Source organism: Glycocaulis sp. (assembly GCF_050485565.1).
Classification (GTDB): Bacteria; Pseudomonadota; Alphaproteobacteria; order Caulobacterales; family Maricaulaceae; genus Glycocaulis.
Genome location: NZ_JBJHBQ010000001.1, coordinates 462368 through 473493, shown reverse-complemented (window position 1 = coordinate 473493; position 11126 = coordinate 462368). Strand labels below are relative to the sequence as shown.

Annotated in this window: 10 protein-coding genes; 2 read left to right on the top strand and 8 right to left on the bottom strand. The window is 64.8% G+C overall.

Annotated elements, in window-relative coordinates:
- The 5 genes from ACQ5ID_RS02100 to ACQ5ID_RS02080 all read right to left on the bottom strand — a co-directional run.
- On the bottom strand, positions 1 to 746 hold a 746-nt coding region (locus tag ACQ5ID_RS02100; RefSeq protein WP_429910818.1), incomplete at its 3' end, for an MBL fold metallo-hydrolase.
- Between the two features lie 130 nt (positions 747 to 876).
- Entirely contained in the window at positions 877 to 1662 is a 786-nt protein-coding gene (gene pgeF, locus ACQ5ID_RS02095; protein WP_429910817.1) for a peptidoglycan editing factor PgeF, read from the bottom strand.
- Positions 1659 to 3107: a protein adenylyltransferase SelO family protein gene (locus tag ACQ5ID_RS02090; RefSeq protein ID WP_429910816.1), complete on the bottom strand. Its 1449-nt coding sequence runs from the start codon at positions 3105 to 3107 to the stop codon at positions 1659 to 1661. Before ACQ5ID_RS02090 ends, pgeF begins: the two co-directional genes overlap by 4 nt.
- A complete protein-coding gene (locus tag ACQ5ID_RS02085; RefSeq protein WP_429910815.1) occupies positions 3107 to 4015 on the bottom strand; it encodes an alpha/beta hydrolase in 909 nt (302 codons plus the stop codon). Before ACQ5ID_RS02085 ends, ACQ5ID_RS02090 begins: the two co-directional genes overlap by 1 nt.
- A 69-nt stretch (positions 4016 to 4084) precedes the next feature.
- Entirely contained in the window at positions 4085 to 4366 is a 282-nt protein-coding gene (locus ACQ5ID_RS02080; RefSeq protein ID WP_429910814.1) for a hypothetical protein, read from the bottom strand.
- A gap of 255 nt (positions 4367 to 4621) precedes the next feature.
- Between ACQ5ID_RS02080 and ACQ5ID_RS02075 the strand changes: the two genes are divergently transcribed.
- Positions 4622 to 5926, top strand: coding sequence for a UDP-glucose dehydrogenase family protein (locus tag ACQ5ID_RS02075; protein ID WP_429910813.1), 1305 nt, complete (start codon positions 4622 to 4624; stop codon positions 5924 to 5926).
- Here the strand turns inward: ACQ5ID_RS02075 and ACQ5ID_RS02070 are convergent.
- The 3 genes from ACQ5ID_RS02070 to ACQ5ID_RS02060 all read right to left on the bottom strand — a co-directional run bounded on the left by ACQ5ID_RS02070 (position 5923) and on the right by ACQ5ID_RS02060 (position 9231).
- Positions 5923 to 8088 (bottom strand): AGE family epimerase/isomerase, encoded by a 2166-nt coding sequence (locus ACQ5ID_RS02070; RefSeq protein WP_429910812.1) that lies wholly within the window; start codon positions 8086 to 8088, stop codon positions 5923 to 5925. The two genes, ACQ5ID_RS02075 and ACQ5ID_RS02070, sit on opposite strands and share 4 nt — an antisense overlap.
- Before the next feature lie 160 nt (positions 8089 to 8248).
- Positions 8249 to 8920 (bottom strand): spermidine synthase, encoded by a 672-nt coding sequence (locus ACQ5ID_RS02065; RefSeq protein ID WP_429910811.1) that lies wholly within the window; start codon positions 8918 to 8920, stop codon positions 8249 to 8251.
- The gene (locus ACQ5ID_RS02060) at positions 8917 to 9231 is read right to left on the bottom strand and encodes a DUF6481 family protein (protein WP_429910830.1); all 315 of its coding nucleotides are present in this window, start codon (positions 9229 to 9231) and stop codon (positions 8917 to 8919) included. The genes ACQ5ID_RS02065 and ACQ5ID_RS02060 overlap by 4 nt, the downstream gene beginning before the upstream one ends.
- A 226-nt stretch (positions 9232 to 9457) precedes the next feature.
- Between ACQ5ID_RS02060 and ACQ5ID_RS02055 the strand changes: the two genes are divergently transcribed.
- A complete protein-coding gene (locus ACQ5ID_RS02055) occupies positions 9458 to 11071 on the top strand; it encodes an alpha/beta hydrolase (RefSeq protein ID WP_429910810.1) in 1614 nt (537 codons plus the stop codon).
- The last annotated feature ends 55 nt before the right edge of the window (positions 11072 to 11126 follow it).

Here is an 11126-nt window from a genome sequence, read left to right as displayed (position 1 = left end):
GCGTCGCCGGCGGCGATGAAACGTGCATCCGGCACGTGCAGCATGATGTCTCCCTTGGTATTGCCGGGGCCGAAGTGAACAAGCCGTACGGCCCGTCCGCCCAGATCGATCTCCAGACTCTCCTCGAACACCTCATCAATCTGCGGTATCCGCGAAATGCGCACCTGCTCCTCGATCAACTCTGCCCACTGGAGCGCCTGTTCCAGCCAGGCCCGGTTGTGTGCAGCAAGGTCCGGATTGGCGAGCGCGCCTTCCAGCTGCGCCTGAAATGCGCCCGGCGGCGTGGCTTCCGGATTGCGTGCGGAATCCATAAGCGTGCTGTCCATGACGGCGCGGGTGAAGCTGTGACTGACGGTAACAGCGTCCGGCCATGCCGCGCGCAGCGGGGCGATGCCCAGATGATGATCCCCGTGCCAGTGACTGATGGCGATATGGGTAACGGGCAGGTCCGTTTCGCTGCGGATTTTCTCCGCTACACGCTCGGCCTGCTGGGGCGTGCCTCCCCCATCGAAGACCAGAACGCCGGTCTCGCCGATCACGATAACGCTCGTGCCGGTGACAGGCAGGCGCGCCGATTGCGGCCGCACTCCGGTCCAGATACCCGGCGCCGGGCTTGTCCAGTCCAGCTCGAACGGATCGCGCTCGGCGCTGAAATCGGGCGCTGGTGGTGGAGCAGGGGCAGCTTCAGTCAGGGCGAATGCCGACGACAGGGCGAGCGACGCTGCCAGCGCAAAAGGGATAATCATGTCAGAGGGAACTTTTCTGTGATGGACCGGAAAATCTAGCCTAGTCACCACCCGCCCGGCAGGCATGTTAAGTTATTGTCATGGAACGGCAATGGCGCGGCCAGCGGGCGATTGTCCGCAGTGCCCGGCCTCACCCTCTCAGCGCGATGATCCCGCACTGGCCGCCGAACTGGCCGGCATGGCCGTCGCGCGCGGCGCGCCTTGAAGAGAAAAAGCGGTCCTCATCGGCGAAGGTGCAGGCGCGGATGCGGCTGATATGGTCTTGCGTCACACCGGCTGACAGGAGCTGGCGGTGGACGCCTTCAGCCACATCCAGCCCCGCCCCGCCTTCGGCGTCTCTCGCACCGACAAGGCGCTCGTCGAGCGTTCCAAACAGCGCCTTGAAGGCATCCAGCACCTCCGGTCCGACGCGATAATGCGCCTTTGAGATTGCCGGGCCGATAGCGGCACGCAAACTTTCCGGCCGGCTGCCATAGGCCGCGCCCATCGCCTCGATCGTGCGCGCGGTGATATTCTTTACCGTGCTGCGCCAGCCTGAATGGATGGCACCAATGGCATGATTGACCGGATCATGCAGGAGCAGGGGCACGCAGTCGGCAACCTGCGTACAAAGCGCAAAGCCGCTCTGGTTGGTGATCAGCGCATCGCCCTCGCCCACCGACCAGCCTTCTGGCGGTCCATCGGCTTTCAGTACCGTGTCGCCATGCACCTGATTGGCAAAGACCAGCCGGGTAACACCCAGCGCGCGGGCCACCCGCGCCCGGTTCTGCGCGACATGATCCTTGTTATCGCCGCGCGACCAGCTGAGATTGAGGCTATCAAACGGGCCTTCGCTGACCCCGCCCGCGCGCGTGGTGAAGGCATGGACAATGCCCTCACCCAGACTGTCACCGAACAGAAATTCCAGCCTGTTCATGGTGCCGCCCCGCTTAAGAACCCGCTGCGTCCCCGCCCCAGATCATAGCCCTCACGGGCGTCGGTGACCCTGCCCAGCAGGGCATGCAGCGCGGACCAGTCATCGCTCTGCGCAATCGGCGCCCAGGCGGCCTCCATGGTCTCGAACACCATGTCCGCTGGCTCGCTTTTCGCGAAATAGGCATGGGACAGGCGCTCAGGGCGTACGGTTTCGCGCGCGCCAAACGCTTCCAGTGCTGCTTCAAACCCTTGAGAGCGGTAGTGCTGCCCGCGTGGGCCAGCGAAAGCGCGGTCCTTCGAGGCCATGCCGCCAAACCAGTCGAAGACCACGCCTTCAAAGGGCAGCTGGCTCTCATGCATGAAGCGCAGCAGGGATGTGAGGAAGGCCCCGTCCGCCTCGCCGCCAAGCGGCGCTATGCCAAGCCGTCTGTGCCAGGCTTCGTAGAGCGCGGAGCGGTACTGGTCGGGGAAGGTCATCAGCGCCTTGATGAGGCTGTCTTCCTCGCCAATCAGCGAGAGCGCGCCAGCCAGCTGCTCCAGCGCCCACAGGACGGATTCCGGCTGGCGGCCATAGGCATAAAGCCCGCCCTCATCGAAATAGGCTGCCGTGAAGCCCGGTTCGAAATAGGGCAGGAAACGCCACGGCCCGTAGTCAAAGCTCTCGCCCGTCACCACCAGATTGTCGGTATTGAGCACGCCATGGACAAACCCCGCCGCCATCCATTGCGCGGCCAGCCGGGCCAGCGCGGCAGTGGCGTGCTCAAGAAAGCTGGCGGCACGCGCGGGCGTATCGCCGCCTGCGGCCTGTGGATGGAAATGCTCAATCGCATAGTCCATCAGCGCTTCGACAAGGTCGGGCCGGTTGAAATAGGCATGGCGCTGAAACATGCCGATGCGGACATGCGAATGGGAGAGCCGCGTCATCACCGCAGACCGCGTGGGGCTCGGCTCATCGCCCCGGTGCAGCTCTTCTCCGGTTTCGAAAATGGCGAAAGTTTTGGAGGTGTAGACGCCGCGCGCTTCCAGCATTTCAGCGGCCAGCAGCTCGCGCACCGCACCTTTAAGGGTCAGACGGCCATCGCCCGTGCGTGAGAACGGTGTCTGGCCCGATCCCTTGGTGCCGAAATCCAGCAGGCGGCCCTCATCATCGCGCACCTGCGCGAAGAGGAAGCCGCGCCCGTCGCCGATCTGGGGATTATAGGTGCGGAACTGATGGCCGTGATAGCGCAGCGCCAGTGGCTTTTCCTGATTGCCGGGCAAAGGCTCGAAGCGGTGAAAATGCGCCGCGCGCGCGGCCGCATCCAGATCGCCCAGCCCCACCGCTTTAGCCCAGCGTGTATTCCACCAGCGCTCTATGCTTGCGGGGAAGCTGGCGGGCTCCACCGGATCGGCAAATTCCCCGCCCAGCGCGGAAAAGCGCGGATCGGGCTGGTAGCGTGCGGCCATCAGGCCAGCCCCTTCTCAAGCGCCTTTGCCGCCTTCACAATTGCCTCAACGGCCTGAGGCAGGATACGCGTCATGTTGAGAAATCCGTGCGGCACGGTGTTGAAGACCACCCTTTCCACCGGCACGCCGGATGCGGCCAGCCGGTCGGCATAGGCTGCCCCCTCATTGACCAGCGGATCAAGCTCTGCGGCCAGTATGAAGGCCGGAGCAAGCCCCTTCAGATCATCGGCCAGCAGCGGTGAGACGCGCACATCGCGCACATCATCAAGGCTGCGCAGATAGCTTTCCTTGACGCGCTTGAGCACCTCGCGTGACAAGAGCGGACCCTCCTGCCAGGGCTGGCGCGCGCGCTTGATTTCCACGAGCTGCAGCAGCGGATAGAAAAGGAGCTGGAACGCTACCTTGCCACGCCGGTGCTGCGCGATGACCGCGGCCAGATTTCCGCCTGCTGAATCGCCCCCCACGGCCAGCCGTCCGGGCGCAAACCCGTGATGGGCCAGCGCGCCCTCATGCACCGCGTCGAATGCGGCCAGCGCGTCATTCACTGCTGCCGGGAAAGCGTGCTCTGGCGCCTTGCGGTAATCAACCGACACCACCCTGACGCCCGAAGCCGCGGCGAGGCGCTGACACAGCGCGGCATGGGTATCGATATCCCCGACCACGAACCCGCCGCCATGATAATAGACTAGCCCGGCGCCATTTTCCGCCGCATCGAACGGCCGCCAGACCCGTACAGGTATCGGCTCGGACGGGCCGGGCAGAGTCAGGTCTTCAATGACCTCGACGCCCGGCGGGTCCAGCTCGGTGATGGGGATCATGCGCCGCAGCGCCTCACGCATGCCCGGCGCGGTGCGCTCCGGCGTGAAATGGGCGGCAAGGTCCGCGAAGGCTTTTTCCGGGGTCAGCATGCAACAGACATAGTTCGGCCCGCACGCCCTGAATGGCAAGTGTCAAAAGCGCGCGGGGCCAGAGGCTGCTTAATGAAGCCGGATCGGACCTGCTGGCGCGATGCGCCCCGACAGAGCGTCCTCGATCTCGCTTTTGAGCGCGCGCCAGGCGGCTGCGCTCTCCGCCTCCCCCTTGTCCTCCATTTCCGCAATGGCCTCACACGCATAGCCGAGCGCCCGCGCCCCGTGGCGATCCACAAGCGTGAAGGCGATCTGGCGGATATCAGCAGGCGTAATGCGCGAACGGCGGGTGGCGGCTATCGATTGCAACGGGCTGGTCTCCGGGTCTGGCAGGCGGCAAGTGCTGGCCACATCGCAAGGGACGGGCCATGCCGGAACACCCGCTAACATCTTGAAATAATGTGATATCGGTCAGGTTAGCCCAAGCTGACTGCTACTGCCTGCGCGCCCATCGGCCATTCTTGCCGGGTACACTTCGCCGCCGCGTGCCGATGTGTAGCTTGAACAGCCATTGGAGACCCGTTTCGGGTGTTGTTCCTTGCCTGTCAGGCATATTGCAGGCATTAGGCAGGTCAAAATCTGCAGATATGACGGAGCGCCTTTTCCATGCGTGTGGCAATGATCGGTACAGGCTATGTCGGCCTGGTCTCTGGAGCCTGCTTTGCCGATTTCGGCCATCAGGTGACCTGCATCGACAAGAACGAGGAAAAGATTGCGCTTTTGCGATCTGGCGGGGTGCCGATCTATGAGCCGGGCCTCGACCAGCTGGTGCAGCGCAATGTGCGCGAGGGCCGCCTCGACTTTGCCACCGACCTGACCGAAGCGGTGCGTGCCGCCGATGTGGTGTTCATCGCTGTCGGCACGCCGTCGCGCCGCGGCGACGGTCATGCAGACCTCACCTATGTGTACGCCGCCGCCGAGGAAATTGGCCAGGTCATGGACGGCTTCACCGTGGTGGTGAACAAGTCGACCGTTCCGGTGGGTACCGGCGACGAGGTTGAGGCGCTGATCGCCAAGGTGCGCCCCGATGGCGATTATGCCGTCGTGTCCAACCCTGAGTTTTTGCGCGAGGGCGCGGCGATTGACGATTTCAAGCGCCCTGACAGGGTGGTTGTCGGCACGGAGAACGCCCGTGCGCGCGATGTGATGCGCGAGCTCTACCGGCCTCTTTTCCTCAACGAGACGCCGATTGTCTTCACCTCGCGGCGCACATCTGAGCTCATCAAGTATGCGGCCAATGCCTTCCTCGCCATGAAGATCACCTTCATCAACGAGATGGCCGATCTGTGCGAGTCGGTCGGCGCGAACGTGCAGGAAGTTTCCAAGGGTATCGGCCTTGATGGGCGCATCGGCGCGAAATTCCTCCATGCCGGTCCGGGCTATGGCGGTTCCTGCTTCCCCAAGGACACGCTGGCCTTGGTGCGTACCGCGCAGGAGGCAGACACGCCCTTGCAGCTGGTGGAAGCGACCGTGCGGGTCAATGATGCCCGCAAGAGGGCGATGGCCGACAAGGTGATCGCCGCCTGCGGAGGGGATGTATCGGGCAAGACGATCGCGGTGCTGGGCCTGACCTTCAAGCCCAATACCGACGATATGCGTGAGGCGCCGAGCCTCGACATTATTCCCGCGCTTCAGGCAAAGGGTGCGCGCGTGCGCGCCTATGACCCGGCCGGGATCGAGGAAGCGGAAAAACTTCTCAAAGATGTCGAGTACACGACCGGCCCCTATCTGGCGCTGGAAGGTGCTGACGCCGTGGTCATCATCACCGAGTGGAACGAGTTCCGCGCGCTGGATGTCGACCGGCTCAAGGCCGCGCTGAAATCACCTGTCGTGGTGGATCTGCGCAATATCTACGATCCGGCCGAGATGAAGGAAGCCGGTCTCATCTATACCAGCGTGGGCCGGCCCTAACCTCGCACCAGCGGCCCGATAGCCGTCATGATGTGATAGAGCATGCTGGCGGGGATGTCCTTGGCCAGCGGTGCTCCGTCGCGGTCATAGGCGTCCATCCAGCCGCCCTGACAGGCATCGGCCAGATAGGTCGCGCGTAAGCTTTCGAGCAGGCGCTCTGCCTCGCCCGGCGCAGCCGTTTCAGGGTGGCGCAGGCGCGCGCGCAGCATTTCCAGCTGCGGCCATAGACGCCGGTTCGCATCGATTATCCCGCCCGTCGTGTCCACGCTGTTATGGACAAAGCCGCTTGCGCGATCGCGGCCCTTATTGTCGGCAAAACCGATCAGCCGCCGCCGCCAGCTGATAAGGTCGTGGCCGGTTCGCGCCTCGTACTCGGCCAGCAGCCAGGCCCATTCATGGCAATGGCCCGCTTCGGTGCGCCACGGCCCGTTGCCGCGCGTCCAGTCCGCGTGCAGATCCTCGATCACCGCGCCGCTGGCCGGGTGGAAGAAGCTGTCTTCAAAGCGCTCCACGCAAAGGCGTGCGCATTCCAATGCATCGGCAGAGCCACTGGCGGCCTCCAGCGCCAGACACGCTTCCAGCAAGTGCATGTGCGGGTTCGCGGCACGCACATCGGGTGCCATTTCAGGGTCGTAAAACCCTTCGCCGGAACTGTCCGACATGCGGCTTGTCACGAAATCAAGCGCTTCCAGCGCCAGTTCCAGCGCCCGCGTCTCGCCAAAAGCCTGAAAGGCGGATGCACCGGCGAGGATGACGAAGGCATGGTCATAAAGCCCGCGTCTTGGGTCCAGAGGCGTGCCATCCCGGTCCAGACGGTGCACCCATCCGCCTTGGGATGCGCGGGCCGGGCCATCAAGATATTCCAAGCCTAGCATGGCGATCCGGCGTGCCTCGCCCTTGTCCCAGCCCAGCCGGGCGGCCTGTGAGAAGGCGAATATCTGGCGCGGGATGACCCGCATGCGCCGCTCCCGCTCTGGCTGGGGCGCGCCCTCCAGGGTCAGGCTTTCAACAAATCCGCCCTTGTCAGCATCCCAGGCGCTGCGCGCCCACAAGGGCAGGCAGGCGTCAAACAGCCAGTTGCGCGCCCAGTCTGCGGCCTCGCCTGAGAGACCGGTAACCGAGCGCGCGGCACTGACCAGCGGCTTGATCTCTGCTGCCTCGTCAAGGCGGGTCACGATCACTGCGTCGCGGTTTGCGGCAATGGCGAGCCCCTCCACGCCCTTGACGGCAATGACCGGCCCTTCACTGCGGACATAGCTGCCGCTTACCCCGTCCAGAACGACCGGGCCGTGTGCGCTATTGCCGTCCTTGTCTGCGTCTGACAGGGCGCTCAGCGCGGCATAATCGCCGACATCGCTCCAGCCCATATCGGCCGGGACCAGGCTGGCCAGCGTGGTCTTTTCCATCACCGCATAATCAATGCTGATGGCGGGCGCAGCGGTAAATGCCGCGCGCGCAACGATGCGCGCGTCAATGGCCGTATCGGTCGTTGCGCCTGCCAGCGCCTCGCGCGCGGCCGACAGGACAGACGGTGCCTCGCGCTCCAGCTCGCCCAGCATTACGTCCGCGCGGAACAGGAAAATGCCCGCATTCCAGAAATATTCGCCCGAAGCGAGATACTCTCTGGCGGTGGCGAGGTCCGGTTTCTCCACGAAGGCTTCCACCTTACGCACCGCCCCCTTTTCGTGGACACGGATATAGCCATAGCCCGTCGCCGGGTGGTCAGGCGTGATACCGAAAACGACGATGCGCCCGCTCGCGGCGGCCTCTGCACCGCTGGCGATGGCATCAAGGAAACGTTCAGGCCGGGCAATGTGATGGTCTGCGGGCAGGATCAGCACCAGCGCATCGGGCTTGGCCAGCAGGGCGGCCAGCGCCAATGCGGGCGCGGAATCGCGCGCCACCGGCTCCAGCACAAGGGACGCGCCGGGCAGATGCGAACGCAGCAAGGTGCCATGGCGCGCCGAGCCGATGGCGGTGAGGGGCGAAAAGCGAAGATCGCTGCGGGTCTCCCCCTCCAGCCGCAATGCCGTTTCGGCCAGCATGGTGCGTCCCGAAGGCAGGCTGAGAAAGGGTTTGGGACGCAGCGCGTCTGACAGGGGCCAGAGCCGGGTTCCCGCCCCGCCGCACAGGATGAAAGGCGTAATCGTGTGCGCTGCCATCTGCGGCCCTGCCCCTGTTCCTGTCATCCCGCCGGCGCAGTTTGCGGCGCCCGTCCTGCAAGGTCTTTGCCCATAGCCCGCTTCGCCCGGACATGGCCAGTTTGCGCCAGGTTACCGGCGCGTGGTGCTCCCATTGATGGCAAAACCGGTGAAAGAGCGCTTAAGGCGCGGCGGCAAACCAGATCGTGTGCATCGGACCCTTGCCGTTTTCACGTGCGCGCACCTTCACCTCGTCGACGCGAAAGCCCACCTGTTTGAGCCTCTGGGTAAAGGCCCGGTCAGGGCTTGCAGACCACACGGCGAGCACTCCGCCGGGCTTTAGCGCCGCGTGGGCGCGGGCAAGCCCCTGCACGCTGTAAAGGCCATCATTGCCGGGCCGCGTCAGGCCATCGGGGCCATTATCAACGTCCAGCAGGATTGCGTCATAGCTCTGCCTGCCCGCCGCGATCTCCGCGCCGACATCGCCAAGGCGCAGCTCGACGCGGCGGTCATCAAGACAGCCCTGCGTCATCGCCTGCATCGGGCCGCGCGCCCAGTCGATGATCCCGGGAACCAGCTCTGCCACCACAATCCGGGCATCACGCCCGAGCTCCGCCAGCGCCGCGCGCAAGGTAAAGCCCATCCCGTACCCGCCAATCAGCAGCCGGGGCGCGGGGCGCACGCCCAGCCTCTGGCATGTCAGTGTGGCGAGCGCTTTCTCAGAGCCGCTCATGCGGCTGCTCATCAGCTCGTTGCGGTCCAGCATGATGATGAAGGCGTTGTCGTGCCGGACCAGCCGCAGCGGCGGGCCGCCGGGAACCTCAGCCTCGCCAATCAGCTCGCGCGGTTTCATTTTTTCCGGGCCTTGCGCGCGGCATAGCGCGCATCACGTGCCGCTTTCTGCTCGGCTTCGGAGCGCTGCAGCGCTTCGGCCTCTTCCGCCGCTTGTGCCTTGGCGGCCTCTGCCTTGGCCAATCTGGCTGCAGCCGCCTCGGCCTTTCTGGCGGCACGGCGCTCCTCGCGGGCAGCCTGCGCCGCCTTGCGCTCGGCGATTATTGCCGGATCGGGCGCCGGCCTGTTGCGCAATTGCTCGACCGCTGCCTGTTTGGCGGCGCGTGCCGCGGCTGCGCGCTCATTGAAATCGGGGGATTTGAACCCTGCCATCATCTTTCCACTGTGTTGCGGCGAGCATTTTTATCGCCGGAGAGCGCAGCCTATACCCCTATCCGCGCGGCGCTTCTCCATCCTCTAGCAGAACCGGCCGCTCGCGCGCCGTCAGCGCACGTCTGGAGGGCGGGCCGGATGAACAATCCTTCCATTGGCGCATCCCTGCGCCCCGTTCACGAAAACCCTCGTGACAATAACGCCCTGCGAGCGGCAAGCCCTCTCCATGTCCGATTTATCAAAACGTCCAGAATCAATCTGTTACGCCCTTTTGTGTCTGGTGTGCGCGGTCCTTGCAGGCGCGGTCATATCGCCGGTGGAGGCACTGGCAGGCCCGGCGCCCGGCATTGGTAGAGGTGTGGAACCGGGACCATTCGCGGACAGCCTGTCGCTGCACCCCTGCGAGCTGCGCACGCGTGCTGGCCGGTTCGCGGCAGAATGCGGGGAGCTGCAGGTGCGTGAAAGCGCAGACCCGGCGGTCGCACGCGTGATCTCCCTTCCGGTCATGCGGGTGCGTGCGCTTGAGGGCGGCTCCGCCGAACCGCTCTTCTGGCTGGCAGGCGGTCCCGGCCAGAGCAATATGGATTTCAGGCCATCGCTCCAGCTTCTCGCCGAACGCGACGTGGTGATGGTTGGCTATCGCGGTGTCGATGGCTCCAGCGTGCTGGTCTGCCCTGAAGTGCGCCACGCCATGCGCGGGACGGGCGGCGATCTGCTCGGCGCGCAGTCTCTGGACCGGATGCGCGGGGCCTTCGCGGCTTGCCTGACAAGGCTGGCCGATGAGGGCATCGATCTTGACGCCTACACAATGGTGGACGTGGTGCGCGACATGGAGGCGGCCCGCGAGGCGCTTGGCTATTCGCAGATCAATCTGCTGAGCGCCAGCTATGGTACCCGCGTGGCGCAGATCTACGCCCACCAGCACCCGCAGATCATTCACCGTTCGGCTATGCTGGCCGTCAACCCACCCGGCCGCTTCGTGTGGGAAGCCGGCATGATCGATCACCAGCTGGAGTATTATTCGGAGCTGTGCGCGCTGGACGCGGCGTGCAGCGCGCGCACCAGCGATCTGGCCGGCACGATGCGCCGTGTGAACGCGGATATGCCGCGGCGATGGCTTTTCGTTCCCATTGATCCGGGCAAGGTACGCGTGGCCAGTTTTGCCCTCCTGTTCAACCGCGCCACCGCCGCGCAGGTGTTCGATGCCTATCTCGCGGCTGACGAGGGCGATCCCAGCGGTCTGGCCCTGATGTCGCTGGCCTATGATCTCACCATCCCGTCCATGTTTGTCTGGGGTGATATGGCGCTCAAGGGCGCAACGGCCGATTGCGATCCTGCCCGCGACTATGATGGGGACATGGACCCGCCCGGCGCGATCATGGGCTCGCCCTTCTCGCGCCTCTTATGGGCCAGCCTGCCCTGTTCGCAGCTGCGCCTCATCGCGCCGGAGTTTCGCGAGGTGCAGCCCTCCAGTGTGGAGACACTCCTGCTGGTGGGCAGTGTCGATTTCTCAACGCCAGCGCAATATGCGATCGAGGATTTGCTGCCGCACCTGAGCAATGGCCGGCTTGTCCAGCTGAGCGAGCAGGGTCATGTCGCCGATCTGTTCTCCGCCCAGCGTCCGGCCACCAGCCGCATGCTGGCGGCCTTCTACGCCGCCGGTGAGGTTGACGAGACGCTGCACGCCCATACCGCGATGGATTTCAGCGCCAGTCCGGGCTTCGCGCTGATCGCCAAGGCCGCTGCCGCCACATTGGGCTTGCTGATCCTGATACTGGCCGCGCTGATATGGGGCCTGTTCCGGCTCGGCGTGCGTCTGGCAAACCGCCCGCGCGCCTGACCGGGCTCATCTTTCTGATTTTCCGGCAAATGGCGCGCCGGGGAAGAAGAAGGGG

Coding starts and splice junctions, on each gene's coding strand:
- ACQ5ID_RS02055 (WP_429910810.1), top strand. CDS start 9,458: ATGTCCGATTTATCAAAACGTCCAGAATCAATCTGTTACGCCCTTTTG.
- ACQ5ID_RS02070 (WP_429910812.1), bottom strand. CDS start 8,088: ATGGCAGCGCACACGATTACGCCTTTCATCCTGTGCGGCGGGGCGGGA.
- ACQ5ID_RS02085 (WP_429910815.1), bottom strand. CDS start 4,015: ATGCTGACCCCGGAAAAAGCCTTCGCGGACCTTGCCGCCCATTTCACG.
- ACQ5ID_RS02075 (WP_429910813.1), top strand. CDS start 4,622: ATGCGTGTGGCAATGATCGGTACAGGCTATGTCGGCCTGGTCTCTGGA.
- ACQ5ID_RS02065 (WP_429910811.1), bottom strand. CDS start 8,920: ATGAAACCGCGCGAGCTGATTGGCGAGGCTGAGGTTCCCGGCGGCCCG.
- pgeF (WP_429910817.1), bottom strand. CDS start 1,662: ATGAACAGGCTGGAATTTCTGTTCGGTGACAGTCTGGGTGAGGGCATT.
- ACQ5ID_RS02090 (WP_429910816.1), bottom strand. CDS start 3,107: ATGGCCGCACGCTACCAGCCCGATCCGCGCTTTTCCGCGCTGGGCGGG.
- ACQ5ID_RS02060 (WP_429910830.1), bottom strand. CDS start 9,231: ATGGCAGGGTTCAAATCCCCCGATTTCAATGAGCGCGCAGCCGCGGCA.